Source organism: Halomicrobium sp. HArcel3, assembly GCF_058933135.1.
Window position 1 is genome coordinate 1 of the sequence record NZ_JBZYDN010000004.1, and the last position, 23,855, is coordinate 23,855.

24 protein-coding genes are annotated in these 23,855 nt (G+C 66.1%); 16 read left to right on the plus strand and 8 right to left on the minus strand.

Annotated features, from left to right (window positions below):
- The coding region (locus AC5FRV_RS11710; RefSeq protein WP_493561273.1) for a zinc ribbon domain-containing protein at window positions 1-296 on the plus strand (296 nt) is incomplete at its 5' end.
- A gap of 69 nt (window positions 297-365) precedes the next feature.
- Window positions 366-1,388 carry an NAD(P)-dependent alcohol dehydrogenase gene (locus AC5FRV_RS11715; RefSeq protein WP_493561274.1) on the plus strand — a complete coding sequence of 341 codons (1,023 nt, stop codon included), beginning with the start codon at window positions 366-368 and terminating at the stop codon, window positions 1,386-1,388.
- 13 nt (window positions 1,389-1,401) lie between these two features.
- Here the strand turns inward: AC5FRV_RS11715 and AC5FRV_RS11720 are convergent, their stop codons facing one another.
- The gene (locus AC5FRV_RS11720; protein ID WP_493561275.1) at window positions 1,402-2,100 is read right to left on the minus strand and encodes a hypothetical protein; all 699 of its coding nucleotides are present in this window, start codon (window positions 2,098-2,100) and stop codon (window positions 1,402-1,404) included.
- 249 nt (window positions 2,101-2,349) lie between these two features.
- A complete protein-coding gene (locus tag AC5FRV_RS11725; RefSeq protein WP_493561276.1) occupies window positions 2,350-4,575 on the minus strand; it encodes a CDC48 family AAA ATPase in 2,226 nt (741 codons plus the stop codon).
- Between the two features lie 187 nt (window positions 4,576-4,762).
- Here AC5FRV_RS11725 and AC5FRV_RS11730 point away from each other — a divergent pair, with 187 nt between their 5' ends.
- The 3 genes from AC5FRV_RS11730 to AC5FRV_RS11740 all read left to right on the plus strand — a co-directional run bounded on the left by AC5FRV_RS11730 (window position 4,763) and on the right by AC5FRV_RS11740 (window position 7,239).
- A complete protein-coding gene (locus tag AC5FRV_RS11730) occupies window positions 4,763-5,176 on the plus strand; it encodes a universal stress protein (protein WP_493561277.1) in 414 nt (137 codons plus the stop codon).
- Between the two features lie 377 nt (window positions 5,177-5,553).
- The gene (gene larC / locus AC5FRV_RS11735; protein WP_493561278.1) at window positions 5,554-6,936 is read left to right on the plus strand and encodes a nickel pincer cofactor biosynthesis protein LarC; all 1,383 of its coding nucleotides are present in this window, start codon (window positions 5,554-5,556) and stop codon (window positions 6,934-6,936) included.
- A 99-nt stretch (window positions 6,937-7,035) separates the two neighbouring features.
- Window positions 7,036-7,239 (plus strand): hypothetical protein, encoded by a 204-nt coding sequence (locus tag AC5FRV_RS11740; RefSeq protein ID WP_493561279.1) that lies wholly within the window; start codon window positions 7,036-7,038, stop codon window positions 7,237-7,239.
- Between the two features lie 7 nt (window positions 7,240-7,246).
- Here AC5FRV_RS11740 and AC5FRV_RS11745 read toward each other — a convergent pair whose 3' ends face one another.
- Window positions 7,247-7,984: a hypothetical protein gene (locus AC5FRV_RS11745; RefSeq protein ID WP_493561280.1), complete on the minus strand. Its 738-nt coding sequence runs from the start codon at window positions 7,982-7,984 to the stop codon at window positions 7,247-7,249.
- A gap of 117 nt (window positions 7,985-8,101) precedes the next feature.
- Here AC5FRV_RS11745 and AC5FRV_RS11750 point away from each other — a divergent pair, with 117 nt between their 5' ends.
- The gene (locus AC5FRV_RS11750) at window positions 8,102-9,439 is read left to right on the plus strand and encodes an NAD(P)/FAD-dependent oxidoreductase (protein WP_493561281.1); all 1,338 of its coding nucleotides are present in this window, start codon (window positions 8,102-8,104) and stop codon (window positions 9,437-9,439) included.
- Window positions 9,440-9,513: 74 nt separating this feature from the next.
- Window positions 9,514-10,266, plus strand: a complete 753-nt coding sequence (locus tag AC5FRV_RS11755) for a DUF2071 domain-containing protein (RefSeq protein ID WP_493561282.1) — start codon at window positions 9,514-9,516, stop codon at window positions 10,264-10,266.
- A 71-nt stretch (window positions 10,267-10,337) separates the two neighbouring features.
- Here AC5FRV_RS11755 and AC5FRV_RS11760 read toward each other — a convergent pair whose 3' ends face one another.
- Window positions 10,338-10,922 carry a DUF6149 family protein gene (locus tag AC5FRV_RS11760; protein WP_493561283.1) on the minus strand — a complete coding sequence of 195 codons (585 nt, stop codon included), beginning with the start codon at window positions 10,920-10,922 and terminating at the stop codon, window positions 10,338-10,340.
- Between the two features lie 125 nt (window positions 10,923-11,047).
- Between AC5FRV_RS11760 and AC5FRV_RS11765 the strand changes: the two genes are divergently transcribed.
- The 4 genes from AC5FRV_RS11765 to AC5FRV_RS11780 all read left to right on the plus strand — a co-directional run bounded on the left by AC5FRV_RS11765 (window position 11,048) and on the right by AC5FRV_RS11780 (window position 13,795).
- The gene (locus AC5FRV_RS11765; RefSeq protein ID WP_493561284.1) at window positions 11,048-12,310 is read left to right on the plus strand and encodes an NAD(P)/FAD-dependent oxidoreductase; all 1,263 of its coding nucleotides are present in this window, start codon (window positions 11,048-11,050) and stop codon (window positions 12,308-12,310) included.
- A 48-nt stretch (window positions 12,311-12,358) separates the two neighbouring features.
- Window positions 12,359-12,577: a hypothetical protein gene (locus tag AC5FRV_RS11770; protein ID WP_493561285.1), complete on the plus strand. Its 219-nt coding sequence runs from the start codon at window positions 12,359-12,361 to the stop codon at window positions 12,575-12,577.
- 42 nt (window positions 12,578-12,619) lie between these two features.
- Window positions 12,620-13,033, plus strand: coding sequence for a DUF7124 domain-containing protein (locus AC5FRV_RS11775; protein ID WP_493561286.1), 414 nt, complete (start codon window positions 12,620-12,622; stop codon window positions 13,031-13,033).
- A 141-nt stretch (window positions 13,034-13,174) separates the two neighbouring features.
- Window positions 13,175-13,795, plus strand: a complete 621-nt coding sequence (locus AC5FRV_RS11780; RefSeq protein ID WP_493561287.1) for a stage II sporulation protein M — start codon at window positions 13,175-13,177, stop codon at window positions 13,793-13,795.
- On the opposite strand, the gene AC5FRV_RS11785 is transcribed toward AC5FRV_RS11780, so the two are convergent.
- Window positions 13,792-14,445 (minus strand): YIP1 family protein, encoded by a 654-nt coding sequence (locus tag AC5FRV_RS11785; protein WP_493561288.1) that lies wholly within the window; start codon window positions 14,443-14,445, stop codon window positions 13,792-13,794. The genes AC5FRV_RS11780 and AC5FRV_RS11785 overlap by 4 nt on opposite strands.
- Before the next feature lie 109 nt (window positions 14,446-14,554).
- On the opposite strand from AC5FRV_RS11785, the gene AC5FRV_RS11790 reads away from it, so the two are divergent.
- Window positions 14,555-15,085, plus strand: a complete 531-nt coding sequence (locus AC5FRV_RS11790) for a DUF5815 family protein (protein ID WP_493561289.1) — start codon at window positions 14,555-14,557, stop codon at window positions 15,083-15,085.
- A 46-nt stretch (window positions 15,086-15,131) separates the two neighbouring features.
- Here the strand turns inward: AC5FRV_RS11790 and AC5FRV_RS11795 are convergent, their stop codons facing one another.
- The gene (locus AC5FRV_RS11795; RefSeq protein ID WP_493561290.1) at window positions 15,132-15,740 is read right to left on the minus strand and encodes a peptide-methionine (S)-S-oxide reductase MsrA; all 609 of its coding nucleotides are present in this window, start codon (window positions 15,738-15,740) and stop codon (window positions 15,132-15,134) included.
- A 115-nt stretch (window positions 15,741-15,855) separates the two neighbouring features.
- Between AC5FRV_RS11795 and AC5FRV_RS11800 the strand changes: the two genes are divergently transcribed.
- The 4 genes from AC5FRV_RS11800 to AC5FRV_RS11815 all read left to right on the plus strand — a co-directional run bounded on the left by AC5FRV_RS11800 (window position 15,856) and on the right by AC5FRV_RS11815 (window position 22,297).
- A complete protein-coding gene (locus AC5FRV_RS11800) occupies window positions 15,856-16,086 on the plus strand; it encodes a hypothetical protein (RefSeq protein ID WP_493561291.1) in 231 nt (76 codons plus the stop codon).
- 97 nt (window positions 16,087-16,183) lie between these two features.
- Window positions 16,184-16,807, plus strand: coding sequence for a hypothetical protein (locus AC5FRV_RS11805; protein WP_493561292.1), 624 nt, complete (start codon window positions 16,184-16,186; stop codon window positions 16,805-16,807).
- A 116-nt stretch (window positions 16,808-16,923) separates the two neighbouring features.
- Entirely contained in the window at window positions 16,924-20,169 is a 3,246-nt protein-coding gene (gene carB / locus AC5FRV_RS11810) for a carbamoyl-phosphate synthase large subunit (protein WP_493561293.1), read from the plus strand.
- A gap of 196 nt (window positions 20,170-20,365) precedes the next feature.
- The gene (locus AC5FRV_RS11815) at window positions 20,366-22,297 is read left to right on the plus strand and encodes an RICIN domain-containing protein (protein ID WP_493561294.1); all 1,932 of its coding nucleotides are present in this window, start codon (window positions 20,366-20,368) and stop codon (window positions 22,295-22,297) included.
- Window positions 22,298-22,365: 68 nt separating this feature from the next.
- Here AC5FRV_RS11815 and AC5FRV_RS11820 read toward each other — a convergent pair whose 3' ends face one another.
- On the minus strand, window positions 22,366-23,484 hold the full coding sequence (locus tag AC5FRV_RS11820) for an ATP-binding protein (RefSeq protein WP_493561295.1): 1,119 nt from the start codon (window positions 23,482-23,484) through the stop codon (window positions 22,366-22,368).
- A 121-nt stretch (window positions 23,485-23,605) separates the two neighbouring features.
- Window positions 23,606-23,842 carry a hypothetical protein gene (locus tag AC5FRV_RS11825; RefSeq protein WP_493561296.1) on the minus strand — a complete coding sequence of 79 codons (237 nt, stop codon included), beginning with the start codon at window positions 23,840-23,842 and terminating at the stop codon, window positions 23,606-23,608.
- Window positions 23,843-23,855 lie beyond the last annotated feature (13 nt).

Genomic DNA, 23,855 nt, shown 5'->3' on the forward strand with positions numbered 1-23,855 from the left:
CGAGTCAGACGTGCTCGAAGTGCGGGCACCAGTCCAGTGCGAACCGCGATAGCGAGACTGGCTGGTTCGAGTGCACCGAGTGTGGCTACTCGGTGGATGGCGACTACAACGCGGCGAAGAACATCGGTCTGAAGTTGCTAACTGTACCATCGGGCAAACGTCCCGATGGGTTGGGCGACGGTCATCTCGCCCTCAAGTCCGGGATGGTGAACGGGAACGGCGAGTACACCGCCGACGACGGTTCGTCGTCAGACCGGGAGTCCACGGACAAGCCCACGACCTCAGTCGTGGGTTGATGACTTGGTCGTTTCGCCCGCTGGTCGGACCCCCACAGGCATTTGCGCCTCGCCCGCTTGCCACCACACATGCAAGTCGCCGTCCTCACCGAACCCGGCGAGTTCGCCCTCGAAGAGCGCGCGGAACCGACGCCTGCCGCCGACGAGGTGTTGATCCGGATGCGCGAGGTGGGCATCTGCGGTTCGGACGTCCACTACTACGAACACGGCCACATCGGCGACAAGGTCGTCGAGGACCCGCTGGTGCTCGGTCACGAGAGCGCCGGCGAGATAGCGGCCGTGGGCAAGGCAGTCGACGATCTCGAATCTGGTGACCGCGTCGCCATCGAACCCGGCGTTCCCTGCCGTCGCTGTGCCCACTGCAAGCGCGGCGAGTACCACCTCTGCCCGGACGTGACGTTCATGGGGACGCCCCCCATCGACGGCGCGTTCGCCGAGTACGTCGCCTGGCCGGCGGACTTCGCCTACGAATTGCCCGAGCACGTCTCACTCCGCGAGGGTGCGCTCTGTGAACCGCTCAGCGTCGGCGTCCACGCCTGCCGCCGGGGCGACGTCGGTCCCGGCGACACGGTCTGTATCACCGGTGCCGGGCCCATCGGGCTAGTGATGATGGAAGTCGCCCGCGCCGTCGGCGCGTCGGATGTCGTGGTCGCCGACCCGGTCGCGAAGAAGCGGGAACTGGCCCGCGAGCGCGGCGCGGACCTGGCCGTCGACCCCACGGAGACCGACCTGGCCGCCGCCGTCCGCGAGCACTCGGGCGACGGCGCCGACGTGGTCATCGAAGCCTCCGGTGCGAAGTCCGCTATCGCGTCGACCATCGACGTCGCCCGCCGCGGGGGTACCGTGGTGCTGGTCGGCCTCGCCGCCGAGGCGGACGTCCCGCTGGACGTCCTGGACCTCATCGACAGCGAACTCGACGTGCTTGGCTCCTACCGCTACGCGAACACCTACCCGGCCGCCATCGACCTGCTGGCCGACGAGGCGGTCGACGTCGAGGGGTTCGTCGACTTCGAGTCACCGCTCGAAGACGTGCGCGAGGCCTTCGAGCGGGCGAGCAATCCCGAGATGGTGAAAGGGATGATCACGCTCTGAGGCTCGCCGCCTCTCAGTAGTCGCACTCCTCGGTCTCCGGCGGCGGGTCCAGGTCGAGGTGCTGGTCGATGGCCCGCGTCTCGGGTTTGCAGACGTTGGTCGGGTTCTCAGTCGTGAGCAGGGCGACGCCGCCATCGCCGAGTTCCGCCGTCTGCCAGGCCGGTGCGGAGAGCAGGGTTTCCTGCCCGTACGTGTCGGCGAGCGACGGCGGGAACCCCATCATCCAGGAGGCGTACTGGATGCGGTCCTCGTCGAGACTCTCGGGCGTCGCTGGGGGCGGGACGTCGTCTTCGACGAGGCGCTGCTTGTGGGGCGCGGAGACTCCGTAGACGAAGCGCAGGTCGTCGGGCGCGCCCACGTAGACGTGCTGGAGCAGTTCGAGCAGGTCGACCGCCGTCTCGGCGAGGACCGCCTCCTCGCGCGAGGCGATGGCCTTCCGGAACGGTTCGGGGTCGTACCTCACCTCGACGTGGGGCAGGTCGGGAACGGGCTTTTCCTCGTCGTCCCTGTCCGGGCCGAACGGTCGGATAGCCACGTCGGTCAGCTGATTCCAGCGTAACTCACGCCAGGAATCAGCCGGCGCGTCCCGTTCCGCGTCGAGGTCACAGCTGTGTCTGGACCGTTCCCTGAGCGACGCCCAGATCCGCTCCATGGACGCTCCGGTGTCGACCCGCTCGTCGTAGAGGAAGTCGACCGTGTCGTAGTCGGTCATCGGCAGGTCTGGTCGCTGGTCCCGGCAGTATGCATCGCGTCTTTGTATCCGTGTGACACCGGTCTGGTCGGCGAGCTGGGGACTGTCCGTCGTGAGCAATGCATGGAAGCGAGTAGTTCCACTAACGGGCGCGACGGGTTTCTACCTGCGGAACCGGCGTCGAAACTGGAAAGCGAGTGGAGACAAACCCGGAGGAACTCGAAACGGAAAACCGTCGAACGGCGACGAGCTACGGACGCGGGGGTCGGGTTACTGGAAGCCGATGCGGCCGCCGCCGGCCTGCGTGGTCGGCTCGGGCCCGCCGCCCTTGAACTCGTCCTGCATCTGCTCGTAGTAGTCGCGGATCTCCTCGGTGATGGTCGGTCGGACGTTCTCCATCGCCGCGCGGAAGTGTTTCATGTCGACGGCCTCGGCGTCGTCGTCCTCGCGGAGCGCCTCGATGGCGGCCTCGCGGCCGATGGACTCCAGGTCGGAGCCGACGTAGCCGCCCGTCATCTCCGCGAGTTCGCGGAGGCTCACGTCCGGCGACAGCGGCGTGTCGTCGGTGTGGATCTTGAGGATCTGCTCGCGGCCCTCGGTGTTGGGCTCGCCGATCATCACGAGGCGGTCGAACCGGCCCGAGCGGATGAGCGCGGGGTCGATCATGTCGGGTCGGTTGGTCGCGCCGATGACCATGACGTCCTCCATGTCTTCGAGCCCGTCCAGCTCGGTCAGGAGCTGGTTGACGACCCGCTCGGAGACGTTCGAGCCGACGTCGCCGCCCCGGCCGGGGGCCAGCGAGTCGAGTTCGTCGAAGAAGATCACCGTCGGAGCGACCTGCCGGGCCTTCCGGAAGGTCTGCCGGATGGCCTTCTCCGACTCGCCGACCCACTTCGACAGCAGCTGCGGGCCACGCACCGAAATGAAGTTGGCGTCGGTCTCGTTGGCGACGGCCTTCGCCATCAGCGTCTTCCCGGTGCCGGGTGGGCCGTACAGCAGGACGCCCGAGGGCGGCGTCACGCCCATGCGCTCGAACTTCTCGGGGCTGTTCATCGGCCACTCGACGGCCTCCTGAACCTGCCCCTTCGCGTCGTCGAGGCCGCCGACGTCGTCCCAGGATATCTTCGGCAGTTCGACGAGGACCTCGCGCATGGCGCTCGGGCTCACCTCGTTGAGCGCGCCGCGGAAGTCCTCGCGCTTGATGATCATCCGGTCGATGAGGCTCGGCGGGATGTCCTCCTCGTCCAGGTCGATCTCGGGGAGGTAGCGCCGCAGGGCCTTCATCGCGGCCTCCTTCGTCAGGGACTCGATGTCGGCGCCGACGAAGCCGTGGGTCTCGGTCGCCAGGTTCGAGAGGGCGACGTCGTCCGACAGCGGCATGCCGCGGGTGTGGATCTGGAGGATCTCCTCGCGGCCCACCTCGTCGGGCACACCGATCTCGATCTCGCGGTCGAAGCGACCCGGGCGACGGAGTGCGGGGTCGACGGAGTCGACGCGGTTGGTCGCCGCGATGACGATGACCTGACCTCTGCTCTCGAGGCCGTCCATCATCGTCAGCAACTGGGCGACGACGCGGCGTTCGACCTCGCCAGTGACGTCCTCGCGCTTGGGCGCGATGGAGTCGAGTTCGTCGATGAAGATGATAGAGGGTGACTCCTCGCTCGCGTCCTCGAATATCTCACGCAGTTGCTGTTCGGACTCGCCGTAGTACTTCGAGATGATCTCCGGGCCGGCGATAGAGAAGAAACTGGCGGAGGTCTCGTTGGCCACGGCTTTCGCGAGCAGCGTCTTCCCCGTTCCGGGCGGGCCGTGCAGGAGGACGCCCTGTGGCGGCTCGATCCCCAGCTTCTTGAAGATCTGGGGGTGTTTCATCGGCAACTCGACCATCTCGCGGACCCGCTGGATCTCCGACTGGAGGCCACCGATGTCCTCGTAGGTGATGCCGCCGCCGGTCTTCTCGAAGCCCGAGATAGGCTCTTCGCGGAGTTCGACGTCGGTGTCCTCGGTGATGAGGACGACGCCCTCCGGTTCGGTCTCGACGGCGATCAGCGGGATAGCCTGGCCCGGCGAGCGCATGAAGGGGTGGTTCGTCGAGCTCATCACGGGGACGATGTCGCGCTCGACGACCGGCCGCTTCAGGATCTGCCGCTTGACCATCCCGGCCGCGTCGGAGCCGAACTGGACGCTCGCCTCCTCCGGCGGCGCGAGCACCAGCGTGTCGGCCTTCTCGGCCTCGGCCTTGCGGATCTCGACGCGCTCGCCGATGCCGACGTCGGCGTTCTGGCGGGTGAACCCGTCGATGCGGACGGTGTCCGTGTTCCAGTCCTGTCGGTCAGCGCGCCATACCTTCGCCGCGGTCGTGTCACTGCCCTCGATCTCGATGATGTCGCCCGGCGAGAGCTTGAGATGCAAGAGCGTGTCGGGGTCGAGGCGCGCGATACCACGTCCCGAATCGTTCGGGTACGCCTTCGCAACCTCTAGTTGAACCTCGTTCATGGTAATCAGTCTGCGGGGATGTTCATGAGTCGGTGGTGGCCGGAGATAGGTTTTTTGCTACCGGCGGCGGGAACGCGTGTCGGCAGGTACTTATGCGAGTAGTTACCATGGGTCAGTTTCGGGCCGTTCGGTCCCCCTCGCAGACGTGGTCGTCGGGTTGATATGCCTGGGCGAAAATACCAGTGCTATGGTCTTTCTCGTCCCGTTCGACGGCTCCGCGCGCGCACACGCAGCCCTCGACCGTGCGGTCACCTACGGCGCGGCGGTCGACCGCGACGTCGTCGCCGTAAGTTACGTTCCGACCGGCGACGAATACGCTGAACGTCGCCGCTGGGTCGACCCCTCAGAGGACTTCGCGACCGACACCGTCGCCAGCGACCTCCGGCGCAAGATCGAGGAGGCGACCGACGACGCCGAGGTACACTTCGAGAACGAGAGCGCGTACTCCCCCGCAGGCGGCCTCTCCGAGGAGGTGCGCCAGACTGCGCTGGACGTCGACGCCACCGTGGTCTTCGTCGGCACGGCCGACGACGGCCAGGTCGTCGTCCCCATCGACGGCGACGGGGACGAGTTCGACGTCCACGTCGTCCGGCGAACGTAGCGTCGGACCCAGCCGAACTAGTTTCTGCAATCTGACCTGGAAACGTACTCGTTCGCCCACGACGAGCGACGCGGGCGGGAAGGAAAGGGGCGGTCCGGTACGCGAGCCCCGGCGAAGTAAGCACGCGAACGGAGTGAGCGCGCGTGGTTCGAGAGAGCGAAGCTCTCTCGTCATCTGCTCACGGGCGCGAAGCGCCCGTTCGCATGGTTCGTCTCATCACGAAATCTCCGATTTTCGGACGACAGCGAGCCGCGCGAGTCGAACCGGCCGGGACTTTCAGGTTGTTTGCGGTGGTCTTCGTATTGTTCTCGGTTATTGAACGATTTCTTCGTCACAGGTCCGGAAGTTTTTGAGTAATCGGGGCCCACTCTCTGGTAATGAGAACGCTGGCCTTCGACGGCCGAATGGGCGCGAGCGGGGACATGGTACTCGCCGCGCTGGTCGCGGCGGGCGCAGACGACACCGTCTTCGCCCCCGTCGAGGCCGCCATCGACGTCCGCTACGAGGTGGGAGCGGCGACACGAAACGGGATCGGAGCCACGACGGTCGACGTGCTCGTGGACCGGGAGGCCGAGGAACGTGACGAAAGAGGCGACCACGGTCACGGTGAACCGGATTCCGGGCACGATCACGCTGACGGCGGTCACGACCACGATCACGACCATTCGGACGACGACCACTCACACGGCGAAGCCGACCACTCGCACGACGCCGATGACCATCACCACGGAGATACAGACCACACGCACGCGGAGGGCCACGGCCCCCACCGGAGTTACCGCGAGGTCGTCAAACTCGTCGAGGGGATGGACCTGCCGGACGACGTCACCAGCGACGCACTGGCGGTCTTCGAGATCCTGGGCACCGCCGAGGCGGCCGTCCACGGGACCGACCTCGAGGAGACGCACTTCCACGAGGTCGGCGCGGACGACGCCATCGCCGACGTCGTCGGCGCCTGCCTCCTGGTCGACGACCTCGCCATCGACCGCGTCGTGACGACGCCGCTGTCGGCCGGCAGCGGCGAGGTCGAGATGAGCCACGGCACCTACCCGATCCCCGCGCCGGCGGTCGTCGAGATCGCCGAACAGGCCGACTGGTCGCTCCGGGGCGGCCCCGTGGAGGCGGAACTACTCACCCCCACCGGCGCGGCCGTCCTCGCTCACTTCGCCGAGGGGGTGGAGGAGCTTCCCCCGATGGACGTCCAGACCTCGGGATACGGCGCCGGAGGGTACTCCTTCGAGGACCGCCCGAACGTCCTCCGGGCACTGGTCGGCGAGTCCGACGGGCCGCTCGTCCGCGACGAGATCACCGTCCTGGAGACGAACGTCGACGACGTCGCCCCCGAAGTGCTCGGCGACCTTCAGCGCTCGCTGAAAGACGCGGGCGCACGCGACGTCTCGATACTGCCGGCGACGATGAAGAAGGCCCGTCCCGGCCACCTCGTGAAGGTCATCTGCAAGCCCGGGGACGCCCAGCGCGTCGCCCGCCGACTGGCCGAGGAGACGGGGACGCTCGGCGTCCGCGAGCACGGCGCCGACCACCGGTGGATCGCCCACCGTGAGATAGAGACCGTCGCGATTACCGTCGAGGGCGAGGCCTACCCGGTCGACGTGAAGATAGCGAGTGACGACGACGGCGTGGTGTTCGACGTCAGCGCGGAGTACGACGACGCCGCGGCGGTCGCCGACGAGACCGGGATGGCCGTCCGGGACGTCCTCCGGCGGGCCGAGGACGTCGTCCGGGACCTGAAGGGTGAGTAGGTCGCGGCAAACGTCGGGGGCGGAGCGTGCAGGGATCGACACGGGGTGTCACAGCCGACCGGCGGTGACGTTAGGTGGCCCTGCCCGGGTAGTACACCTATGGACATCGCGTCGCGGTTCACCGCGCTCCCGCTGTCAGCCAGAGCGTTCCTCGTCGTCGCGGCCGTGCTGACGGTCAATCAGTCGGTCGCCGTCTACCTGGAGTCGGCGGTCGCAGCGACGTTCGGTTGGCCGCTGGTCTTCCTGACCGTCGTCGCGTTCGTCGTCGCCGCGCTCGACGGCGTCCGGCGGCTGTTGACCTGACGGCAGCTCAGGTGTCGTCGTCGCCCCGGTGTTCGGCCAGCGCTTCCTCGACGCTCAGTTCGCCGACGGCGACCTTGCGGGCCAGTTCCTCGTCGATGGCGCGGTTCGTCTCGCTTGCCTCCCGCGAGCGGTCCTTGATCCGCTGGAGTTCGCCGGCGGTGGGCGTCACGTCCCGGGTCTCGATCTCTTCGCCCTCCATGCGGGCGATGTTGACAGCGGCGAGCACGTCGCCCATCCCGCGCGCCCCGGTACCGAGGTACGGCGTCGTCCCGGTCTCGTCGACGAGTTCCACGGGGACGTCTTCGAGGTCGTCGATTATCCGCGTCCCGACGAGTCGCGCGCCGTCGCCGATCCGAACAACTGGATCGACGGCGTCCTCGACCTCGCGCCGGACTTCAACGGCCGCTTTCGCCGCGGGTACCTGGAACGCAGCGACGACGGTGTCGCCCGAGAGCACGGCGATGCCGGGGCGCTCGCCGGGGTCGATGCCGACGATGGTTCGCCCTTCGTTCCCGCGGAGGATGGTGACGATCTCCTCGACGGCCCGCCGCGGGTCGTCGGGCGGTGCCCGGACGAGGTCCACGCCGTCCGGTGCCCAGCGCTCGTCGTCTGCGGTAACGAGGACCGTCGCGCCTTCGGGGAGGTCGGCGCCGGGTTCTATCGTCGTGAACTCCACGCCGCGGTCGCGGAGCTCGGTGACGACCCCGTGGTAGAGTTCGAAGTTGTCGGTCCCGACGACTATCACTCGCGGGAGTTGGGCGTGACCGTACTTACCACTGTGGTCGGCGGGAGCTGTCGTCCCGGACTCCAGACGCCGGTCGCAAACCCAAACGGTTTGCACAGCCCCGTCGAACTGGCTGACATGATAGGCGTCGTCGGTGGCGGAATCGCCGGACTCGCGGCCGCTCGCAGACTCCAGTCCCACGGGCTCGACGTGCAGGTGTTCGAGGCGAGCGACCAGGTCGGGGGGCTCGCCGCCGTCTACGAGACTGCCGGGGACCCGATCGAGAAGTTCTACCACCACCTCTCGAAGTCCGAACAGACCATCGTCGACCTGGCCGAAGACCTGGGGCTGGGCGACGACGTGGAGTGGCGCATCGGGAAGAACGCCTACTACGTCGACGGGACGGTCCACTCGATGGACGCCCCCTGGGAGATTCTCGCCTTCCCGCACTGGAGCCTCTACGACAAGTTCAGGCTGGGGATGCTCACCCTCGACGTCGACGTCCGCGGGGGGATCCCGAAGTTCGACACCTACGAGCGCCTGGAGGACTTCGAGGACGTCTCGGCCCTCGAGTTCGCGAAGGAACACACGACCGAGAACGTCTACCGGACCTTCTTCGAACCGCTGCTCGACGCCAAGTTCGGCGAGCGCAAAGCGGACGTCAGCGCCGCGTGGCTTTTGGGCCGGATCAAGTTCCGCGGCGAACGCGACATCCTGAAGGGCGAGATTCTGGGCTACCTCGACGGCGGATTCGGCACGCTGCTCGACGCCCTCGTCGAAGACGTGGGCCGGGAAAACGTCACCACGGGCGCGCGCGTAAAGGACCTGGATGTCGGCGGCGCTGTCCAGGGAATGTCGGTCGAAACCGCCGACGGTGTCGAGGACCACGACGTCGACGGCGTCGTCGTCGCGGCGATGCCCACCGTCCTCGAATCGCTGACGGGCTACCCCTGCGACATCGACTTCCAGGGCACGGTCTGTTCGGTCATCAGCATGGACGAGTCGCTGACCGACACCTACTGGCTCAACGTCGCCGACGATGCGCCCTTCGGCGCGCTCATCGAGCACACGAACTTCGTCGAGCCCCAGCGGTACGGTGGCGAACACCTGCTGTACGCCGTCAGCTACGTCCAGTCGATGGACGACCCGCTGTGGCAGGCCAACGACGACGGCGTCGAGGAGACGTGGCTCGCCGGCATCGAGGACCTGTTCCCCGACTTCGACCGCGAGTCGGTGAACTGGATCGAGACGGCCCGGAACCCCCGGACGGCGCCCATCTACGAGAGGGGGTATCTCGACATGGTCGTCCCCTACGACCTCTCCGAGGAGGTGGCCGAGGGCGTCTACTACGCGGGGATGGCCTCCGAGGCCCAGTACCCCGAACGCAGCCTCAACGGCGGCGTCGTCGCGGGCTACGAAGTTGCAGATCGGATCGCCCAGAAGGGGACCAGGACGGCGCCTGCCCCCGAGCAGTAGCTGCCTGCCGGGAGAAGCTGAACGACGTGGCACCCGCCGTACACGTTAAGCCCGATGACCCGTAACTAACTGGTATGTTCAGTCTCCCCGCGGTGCGGGGCGTCATCGACCGCCGCATCCTCGTCAACTTCCGCGTGGACCCGGCGGAACTCCAGGCGGCGTTGCCCGAACCGTTCCGCCCGATGACGGTCGGCGGGTACGGCGTCGGCGGCATCTGCCTGATCCGGCTGACGGACGTCCGGCCGCGCGGGTTTCCGGCGTACGTCGGGACGAAGTCCGAGAACGCCGCCCACCGAATCGCAGTCGAGTGGGACGACGAGGACGGGGAGACGAAGACGGGCGTCTACGTCCCCCGGCGGGACACCTCCTCGACGCTGACGACGCTCTTCGGCGGGCGCGTGTTCAGCAGCGAACACCACCGCGCGACCTTCACCGTTGACGAGCGCGACGACCGCTACGAGGTGACGATGGAGAGCGACGACGGGGCGGCCCGCGTTCACGTCGCCGGGTCAGTGACCGACGCACTCCCTGGAGACTCGGTGTTCGCCTCCGTCGACGAGGCCTCCGAGTTCTTCCGGCGCGGGTCGCTGGGCTATTCCCCGAGCGGTTCGGGCGACGAGTACGACGGCATCGAACTGGCGACCTTCGAGTGGGAGGTGACGCCGATGGCCGTCGAACGCGTCGCGTCGAGTTACTTCGAGGACGACAGCCGGTTCTCCGGCGTCGAGTTCGACTGCGCGTTGCTCATGCGCGACATCGACCACGAGTGGCGACAGCGAGACCCTATCTGCTGGCCGGAACCGGACGGTGTCGAGACCGCCGACTAGGAGAACGGCGGTTCACGGAACGGCGGGGGGTTCAGGGGAGCGAGGACAGGAGAAACGGCGAAGGAAGAAACTCAGTCGTCGTCGCGGACGCCGGGGGCGTCGCTCGGGTCGACGTCGTCTGGTTCCTGACCGCCGCCGACCACGAGTTCGCCGTCGCCAGTCTCCACGTACACGTCGTCGGCGAACCCACCCTCGGCGTAGGGGTGTTCGGGTTCGTCGAGTTTCTCCGGCGTCGAGGGAGCCTCGGCGATGCCCTCCGTAGGGCGGAACTCGCCCATCGGCGCGTCGATGGTGATGCCGTGGGCCTCGAAGAAGTCGGCGTAGCGGCGGTAGTGGACGTCGAGTTCGTCGACGGGGAACTCCATCATCTCCGTCCAGCCGTGGTTGTAGAAGTCGAAGTTCGCCAGTACGTGCGTAATCTCGCGGGCCTGGGCCTCCTCGAAGCCCGCCTGGAGCGCAGTGACGTAGACGTCCATCGTCACCTCGAAGAACGCGTCGAGGTGTTCGCGGCGTTCCTCGGTGCGACCCTCCTCGGCCCGGTCCAGGAACACGCGGGTGTGCAGGTCCACCAGCCAGTCGCTCACTTTCTCGCCGACGACCGGCATCGTCAGCGCCTGTTTCGACGCCCAGTGACGGACGTTCTGGCGGAGTTTCATCGGCGGGTATTCGCCCGCGACGTCCTTCAACCTCCCGATACCCGTCGACGGCGGACCGTGGCGCTGCCTCGCAAATTCGACGGAGATAGCAATCCACATTAAGCCCGGTATCTAATCGTCCGGTCATGAGCACGTCGCACGTGATAATCGGTGATGGCATTGCGGGGTCGTCCGCGGCCGAAACGATCCGGGAAGCGGACCCGGACGCCGACGTCACGGTCATCACTGACGAGGGTGAAACTCTCTACAATCGTATTCTCATCAAGGAGTTCGCTAAGGGCAAATTGCCGGAAGCGCCGATCTCCATCCACGAACCGGACTGGTACGACGAGCGAGACATCGGCCTCGAACTCAACACGCACGTCACCGACGTCGACACCGACGCACACGAGATACGCACCCACAGCGGCGACGTCTACGAGTACGACAAACTGCTGATCGCGACCGGCGGCACGCCCGCCCAGTTGCCCGTCGACAACTCCGACGCCGACGGCCTCCACCACTTCTGGACGTTCCAGGACGCACGGGCCATCCGCGAGCACGCCGAGGAGGCCGACAAGGGGATCATCGTCGGCGCCGGCCTGCTGGGAATTGACCTGGCGGCCATCTGCGGCGCCCAGGAAATCGAGGCGAACTTCCTGATGCGCGGCAACCGCTGGTGGCGCTACGCGCTCTCGCTCGACGGCGCCGAAATCCTCCACGACGCCATGCGCGAGAAGGGCGTCACGCCCCAGTTCGACTCCGGCGTCGACCACTTCGAGACGGACGACGACGGCCAGATCGTCGCTGCGGTCGACCCCAACGGCGAGCGCTACGACGGTGACTTCGCCGGCGTCGCTATCGGCCTGCACTTCAACACGGAGTTCCTGCGCGGTAGCGGCATCGAAACCGACAACGGCGTCGTCGTCGACGAGTACATGCGGACCAACGACGAGGACGTCTACGCCGCCGGCGACATCACGCAGTTCTGGGACACCATCCTCGACGAGCGCGCCCAGAACGGCGCCTGGGGCTCGGCCAAGGAGCAAGGTTCCATCGCCGGCACCAACATGGTCGCCGACGTCGACGACGACACCGAGGAGGAGGCGTTCCGCTGGGTGTCCACCTACTCCATCACGCACTTCGACTTCCCGTTCCTCTCCTTTGGCCACCCGACGCTCGGCGACGAGGAGGCCGAGGCGAAGTACGGCGAGCGCGAGTGGCGTCGCCTCACTTTCAAGGACGGCAAACTCATCGGCGGCGTGCTCATCGGCGACCTCTCCCAGCAGTCCAAGTTCAAGAAGCTCATCCGCGAGGAGCACCAGGTCGCCGACAAGAAGGACTTGCTCACCGAGCAGGACGTCGACATGGACAAACTCCTCGAAGACGTTCCCGCGACGGCCGAGTAGGACGGACGACCTTCGGGAGTTTTTGTCGTTGAGTGCGAACGTTTTTCCGTGATCAGAACTGCGTGGGTCCGACTCAGAACGTGGGTACGTGGGTGGCGCGGTGATCAGGACGGCGAGGACTCCAGATCAGACCCGAGCGCATTCTCACTGCTCGACGCGTCGGTCAACTACTCACACGGCCAGAGCGACGGCGAGGCGGTTCGCGAGCTCCAGCGGGCGAACGAACACGCGAACGAACTCGAGGACGCACAGCGGAACCAGCGGTAGCGGACCGACGGTCTTTTTTCCGGTGACGGCGCAGTTCCGCGTATGAACGGCGGCAGTGGCGACATGACACTCGCGTTCGAGCTGGCGGCGCTGAAGGAACTGGCCCACCCCGACGAGGTGTTCACCGACGCCCGCCAGTGGTCCGAGTACGTGGGCGTCGTGTCCGAGCAGCCGACCTACGTCGTGACGAACTTCTGCCGGAAACACCGCATCCGCCAGGACTTCTTCTCCGGCCCGCGGAGCCGCGAGGAGAGCCTCGCCAACGTGATGGCCCAGTTCGACACCGACCGCCACGTCCTCGTCGGCACCGAGGACGCCGACGCCGACCTCGCCGAGGAGGCGGGCTGGGAGTACCTCGCCGTCGAGGACGCCGCCGAGGCGGCCGACTGGCAACTGGGCGAGTCCGAGTCGCCCGACGCGCTGCCCGAGGAAGAGCAGCGCGACGACTGGCCTTGACCTGACGACGATGAGGCTGGCTGGGTATTCGTCCCGGAGCGTCGGGAACGAGATTCCCCGCTGTTTTCCAACGGTGGTTCGCCCCTAAATTCCGGAACCTGTCCGTCAACGATTAAGTGCCAGTGACGGAAGTTTCGGCATATGGGCATCTCTCACAGGGTACGTTCGTTCGATCCCGGCCGTCGGTTCGCACAGGCGCAGTTCCGTCGCTGGTTCGGTCGCTACTTCCTGGCCGCGCTACTGGTCTTCGCGCTCGGCGGCGTCCTCGGCGCAGTCGCGATGGCCGTGACGGATCTGAGTGGCCTCCAGGACGTCGCCGAAGGACTGGAACCGATGTTCCCGGACCAGATTACCTTCGGGTTCGTCGCGGTGAACAACCTCCGGGTGCTCGCCATCCTGACGCTCGGGTTCGTCTCGTTCGGTACTCTATCCGGAGCCGTCCTGCTGTTCAACGGGTTCATCATCGGTCTCGTCGTCGCCGGGGCCGCCGCCGACGGCGCGCTGCTCGAAGCCGTCGCTCTCATTCTCCCCCACGGCTGGCTCGAACTTGGCGCCTTCTTCCTCGTCGCCGGCACGACCTTCCGCGTTACGCATCGACTGGTGAACTACCTCCGGGGAATCGACGACGGCGCGATCACGAGGCAGGAACTATTCGAAATCGCCGTTCTCTTCCTGGTCGCCGCGGTCGCCATCGTCGTCGCCGCGTGGATAGAAGCCTCTCTCACCGAACCGATCGCAGAGGCCGTACTGGGACCGCTCTAGACGCCTCCCTGGGATGCGGCGTTGATGAAGAAGCTACCGACGGCGATGAGAATACCGAAGAGGACGGGAATAGCCACGGCGATGATAGCCTGGTTTCGAGTGACGTTTCTCGCCCGCTGGACAGCGGGAATCCAGATGTACGCGCTCCAGAGGGTGAAGAGGACGCTGAGACCGATACTGAGCTGATTGAGTGGGTGGTTACTGATACGCGTGGAGTAGGCCGTGAATCCCGACGGATCCGCTGGCGGCTGGGCGGCCTGGGTCACGTAAATCGTTATCGCGACCGAGATGACTCCGTAGATGATCCGGGGCGTGTATCCCCAGCCTGTGAGCGCGAACGTGTCCCGGAAATCACCCTCGCCGTCGAAGAAGTACGTGATAACCTGGAAGGCGAGCGCGTACAGCAGCCACCCGATGAAGGGGCCCGCGAAGGAGAACGCGGCAACGAAGAGCACCACGATGAAGATGAATATCTGGAGGTCCGACGGGACTGCCTCGGTGAAGGCGAGAAATATCCCGGCGATGCCGAGCGTACTGATTAGCGCCGTGACGAGTACGATGATTGCGGGTTCTTTGAGTGACGGGCCGTCCGCGAGGCCGTCGAAGAACCGGCCGGGATTCGTCAGGAGGGTACCGACGTTTTCGAACATAGGTTTCCAGTCGTGATTCCAACTGTGAATTGTAAGAAGCTTACTACGAGATTCCGAGTTCGAAGTCGAAGTCGCGCCTTTTAACCCCGCGAACGCGCAATCTCGACCAATGAGTGACTCGGAGGCACCGGGCGGTGGCAAGGTGCTGGAACTGCCCTGCGGGGCGCGAAAGCCGGTCCGTGACCTTGACATGGGGCTGCGGGAGTTCGACTGCGAGTGCGGCGAGACCCACGCCGTCGTGATGGACATGCACCCGCTCTCGCGGTGGGTGCCGGAGTTCCTGGTTGAGGTGCTCCAGGAGACGGTCGAACCCGCCGACGAGTTCGAGGAGTTCACCACCGCGCACGCGATGGGGAGCGTGATGGAGGAGTTCCCCGAGCGGGTCGTCGCCGCCGACGTGGCCGAGGACGGCACCGTCGGGTACGCGCTGGTGTGGGCGACCCAGTTCGACTCGCGCCGGTTGCACGAAATCGTCGTCGAGTTGCTGGTCGAACTGATGGAGCACGCCATCAGCCACGCCGAGGACGAGGCGGTGATGGACGAGTTCGAGGCTCACATGCTGGAGTTCGACGTCGACGCGTTCGTCGAGCAGTACCGCGCCGAGCGGAACCTGGAGACCGAACACGACACGGCTATCTGAGGAGGCCGCCGCGGACTGGGGGCGGACGGGACGCAGAGCTTCTGAGCTATACCGACGTGGCCGAGCCCAGCAGCGATTCCAGTTCCTCGTCGTCGAAGTCGTGACCGCCAGCGACGCCGTTCAGTTTCGCCGCCGCTGGCGATTCGCGGATCGCCTCCTCGTCGTACCCGGCGTCCTCGAATCGTTCGAGGAGCGAGTCGCGCGATTTGAGGTTGTACTTCTGGTGGTAGCGCTCAGCGAGGGTGAACCCGTCCAGTCGTTCGATCCGGGTCTCGACAGCGTCGGCGTCGAATCGCGCGGTTTCGAGGAACGACCCGATGGACTCCCGTTGGCCCTCCGAGGCGTGGAACACGACGTTCTGGTACTGGTGTTTGCCCGTCTGGCGTCGCGGGTCGTGGTTCTCGAAGGCGACGGCGAGCAGGTCCGTGAACGTGACCCGGGCCGGGTCGTAGTCCACCTGGAACGCCTCCGTGTGGTCGCCGAGGTCGCGATACGTGGGGTCGCGTTTCGTCCCGCCGGCGTAGCCCACGCGCGTTCGGACGACCCCGTCCAGCGCACCGAACCGGGCGTCCGGTCCCCAGAAGCAGCCGAGCGCGAACGTCGCCGTCGCCGTTTCGCCGTCGCCGGGAGCGTTCGCGTCGTATTCGCGGATCACGGTCCCACTTGGGGAGCCAGGTGGAAAGGGTTCCCGGAGAAAAATCGACGGATGGCGATACGTCTGACGCTCGTCTGACGGCGTTATATATCGGTGCGTCACGTTCCGTTGACATATGTCGCTCCGTCACAGGGAGTTCGAACGCATCCGGTCGGTCGTGGGGGGTGCCGGCGCGGACGAACCACTGACGGCCCGCGAGATTCTCGGGATCCTCGAGGACCAAGGTGAGGAGTTCGACAGCGCCCACGAGGTGGCGACGATACTGGGCCGCCGTGCCGAGACGGGAGAAGTCGAGATAATCCGCGACCGCCCGTACCGGTACCAGTTCGACGACGGGGGCGTCTGAACGGCCGGTTCCTCGACCGGCCCGAGTTTCCCGGGCCGACGAGTCCGGGCCGAAACACCTAAAAAGGCGTTAATCCCACGTTGGCGCGGGTGGAAAGATGGTATTCGGACTCATCGGTTTGATATTCAACGTGGTAACGTTTCCGGGGATGTTGATCAACGGCCTCGTCCAGGACAGGTTCGACGGGACGTACGGCGTCCCCGAAGCCCGGGTGGCCTTCGACGACGACCTCGACGTGGACGACGCGGATCTCGACGAGGAGGCGCTCGCCGACGTGGCGCGCGTGCTCGACGACGGGGAATCCGCCGGCGAAGGGGAGACGGCGGAGTGGATCGTCAACTACGAGGGCGTCGAACGGTTCCCCGACCTGTTCAAGGTCGTCATCTACCCGTTCGTGCTGACGAGCCTCCTGGCGGGGGCCGTCTTCGCCGTCACGGGCGGTCTCATCGAGTTCGGGCTGTTGAGCCAGGACGGAAATCTCTGGCTCATCCCGTTCTGGATCGGATTCGCGACGGCGGCCCACGCGTTCCCGAATCAGGACCCGACCGACGCGCTCTGGCGGCGGTCCAGCCAGACGTCGAGTCCGCTCAAGTTCCTGGGCTACCCGGTGGTCGGCGTCTCGAAACTGATCAACGCACTTGAGTTCCTGTGGCTCGATGCCGTATACGCGCTCGTGCTCTGGGCGGCTATCGGCACTGTCATGGGCCTGTCGCTTATCTGACGACGTGGACGCGGTCACGAACAGTGGCACGCACCCACATTACGATCTTCGAAATTTCCCTTCGGGGTTCGTAACCTTTCGCCGGGCTTATTACGATGAGCGAACTCCCTCCGGTAATGACAGAGGACGAGGACCGCACGATACTGCTCATCGGGAGCGGCCCGATCCAGATCGGACAGGCCGCCGAGTTCGACTACTCCGGCGCACAGGCGTGCCGTGCCCTGCAGGAAGAGGGTGCACGGGTCGTCCTGGTGAACTCGAACCCGGCGACGATCATGACCGACCCGGAGATGGCCGACAAGGTGTACCTCGAACCGATCAACACCGAGGCCATCTCGGAGATCATCCGGAAGGAGAATCCGGACGGCGTCATCGCCGGTCTCGGTGGCCAGACGGGCCTGAACGTCACAGCCGAGCTCGCCGAGGAGGGCGTCCTCGAAGAGTACGACGTCGACGTGATGGGGACGCCACTGGACACCATCTACGCGACGGAGGACCGCGACCTGTTCCGCCAGCGCATGCAGAACATCGGCGAGCCGGTCGCCCGTTCGACGACCATCTCGCTGGACGAGGACGAGTCGGTCACCGACTTCGACGAGGAGGCGTTCCGCGGGCGCGTCGAGGACGCCGTCGACGAAGTCGGTGGACTCCCCGTCATCTCGCGCACGACCTACACCCTGGGCGGGTCGGGGTCGGGCGTCGTCGACGACATGGACGAACTCGTCGAGCGCGTCCGCAAGGGGCTGCGCCTCTCGCGCAACAGCGAGGTCCTGGTCACCGAGTCCATCTCCGGCTGGGTCGAACTGGAGTACGAGGTGATGCGCGACGCCGACGACTCGTGTATCATCATCTGCAACATGGAGAACATCGACCCGATGGGGATCCACACCGGGGAGTCGACGGTCGTCACGCCCTCGCAGGTCATCCCCGACGAGGGCCACCAGCAGATGCGCGACTCGGCGCTGAAGGTCATCCGCGAACTCGGCATCGAGGGCGGCTGTAACATCCAGCATGCCTGGCGCGACGACGGGACACCCGGCGGCGAGTACCGCGTCGTCGAGGTGAACCCGCGCGTCTCCCGCTCCTCGGCGCTGGCCTCCAAGGCGACGGGCTACCCCATCGCTCGCGTCACCGCCAAGGTCGCGATGGGCAAGCGCCTCCACGAGATTACCAACGAGATCACCGGCCAGACGACGGCCGCATTCGAACCGGCCATCGACTACGTCGTCACCAAGGTTCCGCGCTGGCCCATCGACAAGTTCGCCGACGTCGAGTTCGAGCTCACGACGGCGATGAAGTCGACGGGCGAGGCGATGGCCATCGGGCGAACCTTCGAGGAGTCGATGCTCAAGGCGCTGCGTTCCTCCGAGTACGACCCGGCCGTCGACTGGGGCGAACTGAGCGACGACGAACTCGAAGCAGAGTACCTGATTCGTCCGACGCCGGACCGCCCCTACGCCATCTTCGAGGCGTTCGCCCGCGGCTACACTATCGACGAGATCGTCGAGTTAACCGACATCGAGCGGTGGTACGTCGAGCGCTTCGCTCGCATCGAGGAAGCAGCCGAGGCCGCCCAGGAGGGCGACTTCCCGACGGCCGCCGAGGCCGGCTTCACCGACCAGGAGATCACCGCCATGGCCGGCGGCGAGTTCAACGACACCCACGCCTCCTGGGTCCCGGAGGAGAACCTGGCCGAGAAGAGCGAGAACGGGGTCGAGGCCGCGACAGACGGCGGCGGGGTCACCGTCGACGCCGTCGAAGCTGAGACCGTCGACCGCGACTTCAAGCTCGTCGACACCTGCGCCGGCGAGTTCGAGGCGACGACGCCGTACTACTACTCGACGCGGGACCCGGTCTCGGGCATCGACCGCAACGAGCTACAGATCGACCCCGACGTCGAGAGCGTCGTCGTGGTCGGCGGCGGCCCCATCCGCATCGGACAGGGCGTGGAGTTCGACTACTGTTCGGTCCACGCCGTCCGCGCGCTCGAAGAGGCCGGCATCGACGCCCACGTCGTCAACAACAATCCCGAGACCGTCTCGACGGACTACGACACCTCCGACGGCCTCTTCTTCGAGCCCATCACCGCCGAAGAGGTCGCAGACGTCGTCGAAGCGACCGACGCCGACGGCGTGATGGTCCAGTTCGGTGGCCAGACCTCCGTCGACATCGGTCACCCGCTCGAACAGGAACTCGACCGCCGCGACCTCGACTGTGAGATCATGGGCACGTCCGTCGACGCGATGGACCTGGCCGAGGACCGCGAGCGGTTCAACAGTCTGATGGACGACCTGGGCATCGCCCAGGCCCAGGGCGGGACCGCCTTCTCCGAGGAGGAGGCCCTGGAACTGGCCCACGACATCGGCTACCCCGTCCTCGTCCGCCCGAGCTACGTGCTCGGTGGTCGCGCGATGGACGTCGTCTACAACGACGACGACCTGAAGACCTACATCGAGGAGGCCGTCCGCGTCTCCCCGGACAAGCCAATCCTCGTGGACGAGTTCCTCTCCGACGCCGTCGAACTGGACGTCGACGCCGTCGCCGACGAGGACGACGTGCTCATCGGCGGCGTGATGGAACACGTCGAGACCGCCGGCGTCCACTCCGGCGACTCCGCCTGCATGATCCCGCCTCGCTCCGACGAGATCGAGGCCGTCATGCCGCGCATCCGCGAGATCACCGAGGAGATCGCCGACGCGCTCGACACCGTCGGCCTGCTCAACGTCCAGCTCGCGGTCCGCGACGGCGAGGTCTACGTGCTGGAGGCGAACCCGCGTTCCTCGCGCACCGTTCCCTTCATCGCGAAGACCACGGGCGTCCCAATCGCCAAGATAGCGGCGAAGGTCATGTCCGGGGCCAGCCTCGACGAACTCGACTACGAGGAGCAGATCCCCGAACAGGTCTCGGTCAAGGAGGTCGTCCTCCCGTTCGACCGCCTGAAGGGCTCGGACCCCCGCCTCGGGCCAGAGATGAAGTCCACCGGCGAGGTGATGGGCACCGCTGGCTCCTTCGGCAAGGCCTACCAGAAGGCCCAGCAGTGCGTCGGCAAGCCGATTCCCCTCGAGGGAACCGCCATCGTCGACCTGCCGGTGCTCGGCTTCGAGGAGCACTTCGACGTGCGCGACTTCGACGACTTCGAGGACACGGACGCGATCATCAAGGCCATCCAGGACGGCGACGTCGACCTCGTGCTCTCCCGTGACCGCGAGGTGCTCGAAGCCTGCGTCGAGAACACGGTCACCTACTTCTCGACCCTGGAGTCCGGCGAGGCCGCGCTGGAGGCCATCAACGCCAACGACCAGCCCCTCTCGGTGCAGGACGTGAAGGCCCGCCCCAAGAATCAGCGCGAGTGGGGCCGCTGAGGACACGAGCGGGCGGCTGGTTTACCCGTCTCGCCGTCCACTTTTCTCGGCGCGGACGTCCCGTTTGGAGCCGTGACTGTTCTCGCGAGCACGGCGAGCGTTTAGCATCTCGTTACATACTGCACGTAACTTAACGTTGATTTTTCGATCGTTACTGTGTAAATAGTTTACAACTGACGTATCGAACGGCCGGTGTATGCCTGGTACATTCACTAGCTGGCGGACTATCGTGGCCCTGGCGGCCGCGGTACTGACGCTGACGGCACCGGCGGTCGCACAGACACACGGCGGCCCGGCACAGGTCGACCACGCGGAGGCCGGCGCCAACGGCTTCACGTGGGGCAGTGGCGACGGCGGCTTCGGCTGGGGCGCCAACGACTCCGATGGATGGGGATGGGATGACCACGACGCGCGAGAGGATACGAGCGACGGGCCGAACGGCGCCGACGCAGAACTTCCGGACGACTCGACAGTCCGGGTCGACGAGGGCGTCTACCGCATCGAGTCCGTCGCGAGCGACAGGGTACTGGACGTCGAGGGAGAAGCCGAACGCAACGGAACCGACGTCGTCCAGTGGGTCGCCAACGACGGCGACAACCAGCGCTGGAGCGTCGAACACGTCGGCGACGGCGAGTACCGGATCGAGGCGGTGCACTCCGGAAAGGTCCTCGACGCCGCCGCCTGGTCACAAAGGAACGGCGCGACCGTGCTCCAGTGGGCCTGGCACGGCGGTGACAATCAGCGCTGGCGATTCCACGAGATAGACGACGGCCAGTACGCCATCGAGAACGTCAACAGCGGCAAGGTTCTCGACGTCCCCTTCGGCTCCGAGCGGAACGGTACGAGCGTCCAGCAGTGGGCATACCACGGTGGCGACAACCAGCTGTTCCGACTCGCCGACGACGAGCCCGAAGACACCGAGACGGAGACGGAAACCGAGACGGAGACGGAAACCGAGACGGAGACGAACAGTACAGAGACCCAGACGGACGACACCGAGACTGAGGCCGGGGACACCGAAACGCAGACGGAAACGAACGACACCGAAACGGAGGACGGCACGGAGACAGAAACCGAGATGGACGGGAACGAGACGGAAACCGACACGGAGACAGAGACTGAGACGGAGTCCGACACGGAGACAGAGACTGAGACGGAGTCCGACACGGAGACAGAGACTGAGACGGAGTCCGAAACGGAGACAGAGACCGAGACGGAGTCCGAAACGGAAACTGAGACCGAAACGGAGACTGCCACCGATACGGAAACTGAGACGGAAACCGACACCGAGTCGGAAACTGAGACCGAGACTGACACGGAAACTGAGACAGAGACCGAAACCGAAACCGACACCGAGACTGTGACGGAGACGGAGGCCGACGACGGCTCGGACGGGGACGACGAACAGGCCACCGACTGCGACGGGACCGGCGTCGACTCGGACGGCGACGGATTGACCGACTGCGAGGAGAGCGAACTCGGGACCGACCCCGAGGACCCGGACACCGACGACGACGGGCTGCCGGACGGGCCGGAAGTCAACGAGAACGCGCTGCTCCCCGACGCGGACCCGCTCCACTACGACGTCTACGTCGAGATCGACTGGATCGACGACGAGTTCCCCATGACCGACGAGGAACTGGCGAACGTGCGCGAAGCCCACGCGAACGCGCCCGTCGAGAACCCGGACGGCGAGAACGGCATCGCCGTCCACTTCGTCAGGGACGAGCAGGTCGACCAGCTGGGGACGTTCCAGCCCGGGGAGTACTACGGGAACTACGCGAACGAGCGCTACCAGTGTGCCGGCTACCACTACGCGGTCGTCACCGACCGGGACCTCGGTGACGCCGCTGGCTACGGCGGCAACGGCGCCTTCAGCATCATCTCGCCGGTCAGCCAGGACTACGTCTTCATGCACGAACTCGGCCACTCGCTGGGGCTGACCGACGTGTTCGACGGCATCGACAGCACGCGATACACCGTCGAGGAGTACCCGAGTGCGATGAACTACAACGCCCAGGGCCTCATCGACTACTCGGACGGCACCAACTCCGAGGTCGACCACGACGACTGGGGGTACATCGACGAGTCCGGGTTCGACCCCGGCTGGGACGGCAACTGCGCGTGAGCGCGGCCTGATCGGCTTCCTTCGGACTCCGTTTTCTGAGCGCGATGAGACGAGACGCGAGCGGCGCGTCAGGACGTCTCTGCGTCGGTCTCGGCCTCGAAGCGCAACGTCACGACGCTCCCGCGCGGTTCGTTCTCGCCGAAGGAGACCTCGCCGCCGGACTCGGTCACGATCCAGTTGACGATCCAGAGGCCGAGGCCGCTGCCGTGTTCGAGCGGGGTCTCGTACCCCCGTTCCAGCACGTTCACTTCGGCCGCCGGGATGCCCGGACCGTCGTCGGCGACGCGAACTTCCACGAACGCCTCGCCGTCGCGGGTGACGCGATTGGCGTCTATCTCTACGGACGGGCGCTCGGCGTCGTTGTGTTCGACCGCGTTCTCGACGACGTGTTCGACCGCCAGGTCGACGAGCGGGTGCGCGGTGACGCGAGCGCGTTCCGGCGTCGCGACTTCCGCATCGACGGCGTCGTAGGACTGCTGCACGCGGTCTCCGACGGATTCGACGACGGGCTTCAGGTCGACGGCCTGTCGCTCCGTGGACTCCTCGCGGAGCATCTGTTCGATGGACTTGGCGTGTTCGCCGAGCGCGGCGAGCGCGTCGGCCCGGTCCTTGATGGCGTCGACGTGTTCACCGTCCGCCCGTCCGTTCTGCGCGATGAGTTCGGCGCGTCCGCTGATCACGTTGGCCCCGTTGCGGATGTCGTGGCGGAGGATCCGGTTCACGACGGAGAGTTGCCTGCTCAGTCGTGACGACCGGTCGCGCTCGACGGCGACCGCCTCGCGAGCCCACCGCTGTCTCGTGTCGTAGATTCCGACGACGAACCCGGCGACGGAACCGATCGAGACGGCGTCGCCGACGACGAACAGCACGTCGTCCAGCACGACTCCTTTCGCCTGCTGGTAGATGACGATCAACATCGCGCCGGCCCCCAGGACGGCGCTGCCGACGAGACACCAGACTCCGACGCGGAGGACCGCCCACCCGGACACCTCAGACTGCCAGAGCCAGATTCCGCCCGCGACCAGCCCCAGCGAGAGGATCATCGGAATGAAGATCCCGGAGAGGAAGGTGACGAAGTTCTCGTCGTCACGGAACACGTGGACGACGTGGAGTGCGACCAACCCGAGGCCGGATCCGAAGACGACGAGCAGTCCGAGTGCCTCCTTGGTCCGTTCAGATGTCGTCACGCATTATTATCGACCCACCGACCGAGTAAAAATGTACCCCCTGCCCGTACTTTGGAACGTATCGCTCGACGACGGGATGGCCGAACGCCACTCGTTCACCGCCGTCGACCGGACCGGCGCGTCAGTTCTCACGCGCCGCGTTGGCGAGCCTGTCGAGGCCGAGCGTCGCCAGAAAGAAGACGACGCCGACGTACAGTAACGAGCGAGAGTCGGTGACGAACCGACTGACGAGGGCGTTCCCGTACCCCATCGCGGTGCTGAGAAAACCGAGTATCGACGTCGTCCAGCCGAGTCCTGTGAATCCCGCGAGTTGATCGAGTGCGTCGCGGTCTGGTCGCGGTATCGCCTCCAGGTCCATGGGATTTCACTCT

Excerpts from the sequence above, each read along its gene's own strand:
- AC5FRV_RS11715 (WP_493561274.1), top strand. The coding sequence starts at position 366 with ATGCAAGTCGCCGTCCTCACCGAACCCGGCGAGTTCGCCCTCGAAGAG.
- AC5FRV_RS11720 (WP_493561275.1), bottom strand. The coding sequence starts at position 2,100 with ATGACCGACTACGACACGGTCGACTTCCTCTACGACGAGCGGGTCGAC.
- AC5FRV_RS11725 (WP_493561276.1), bottom strand. The coding sequence starts at position 4,575 with ATGAACGAGGTTCAACTAGAGGTTGCGAAGGCGTACCCGAACGATTCG.
- AC5FRV_RS11730 (WP_493561277.1), top strand. The coding sequence starts at position 4,763 with ATGGTCTTTCTCGTCCCGTTCGACGGCTCCGCGCGCGCACACGCAGCC.
- larC (WP_493561278.1), top strand. The coding sequence starts at position 5,554 with ATGAGAACGCTGGCCTTCGACGGCCGAATGGGCGCGAGCGGGGACATG.
- AC5FRV_RS11740 (WP_493561279.1), top strand. The coding sequence starts at position 7,036 with ATGGACATCGCGTCGCGGTTCACCGCGCTCCCGCTGTCAGCCAGAGCG.
- AC5FRV_RS11750 (WP_493561281.1), top strand. The coding sequence starts at position 8,102 with ATGATAGGCGTCGTCGGTGGCGGAATCGCCGGACTCGCGGCCGCTCGC.
- AC5FRV_RS11755 (WP_493561282.1), top strand. The coding sequence starts at position 9,514 with ATGTTCAGTCTCCCCGCGGTGCGGGGCGTCATCGACCGCCGCATCCTC.
- AC5FRV_RS11760 (WP_493561283.1), bottom strand. The coding sequence starts at position 10,922 with ATGAAACTCCGCCAGAACGTCCGTCACTGGGCGTCGAAACAGGCGCTG.
- AC5FRV_RS11765 (WP_493561284.1), top strand. The coding sequence starts at position 11,048 with ATGAGCACGTCGCACGTGATAATCGGTGATGGCATTGCGGGGTCGTCC.
- AC5FRV_RS11775 (WP_493561286.1), top strand. The coding sequence starts at position 12,620 with ATGAACGGCGGCAGTGGCGACATGACACTCGCGTTCGAGCTGGCGGCG.
- AC5FRV_RS11780 (WP_493561287.1), top strand. The coding sequence starts at position 13,175 with ATGGGCATCTCTCACAGGGTACGTTCGTTCGATCCCGGCCGTCGGTTC.
- AC5FRV_RS11785 (WP_493561288.1), bottom strand. The coding sequence starts at position 14,445 with ATGTTCGAAAACGTCGGTACCCTCCTGACGAATCCCGGCCGGTTCTTC.
- AC5FRV_RS11790 (WP_493561289.1), top strand. The coding sequence starts at position 14,555 with ATGAGTGACTCGGAGGCACCGGGCGGTGGCAAGGTGCTGGAACTGCCC.
- AC5FRV_RS11800 (WP_493561291.1), top strand. The coding sequence starts at position 15,856 with ATGTCGCTCCGTCACAGGGAGTTCGAACGCATCCGGTCGGTCGTGGGG.
- AC5FRV_RS11805 (WP_493561292.1), top strand. The coding sequence starts at position 16,184 with ATGGTATTCGGACTCATCGGTTTGATATTCAACGTGGTAACGTTTCCG.
- carB (WP_493561293.1), top strand. The coding sequence starts at position 16,924 with ATGACAGAGGACGAGGACCGCACGATACTGCTCATCGGGAGCGGCCCG.
- AC5FRV_RS11815 (WP_493561294.1), top strand. The coding sequence starts at position 20,366 with ATGCCTGGTACATTCACTAGCTGGCGGACTATCGTGGCCCTGGCGGCC.
- AC5FRV_RS11825 (WP_493561296.1), bottom strand. The coding sequence starts at position 23,842 with ATGGACCTGGAGGCGATACCGCGACCAGACCGCGACGCACTCGATCAA.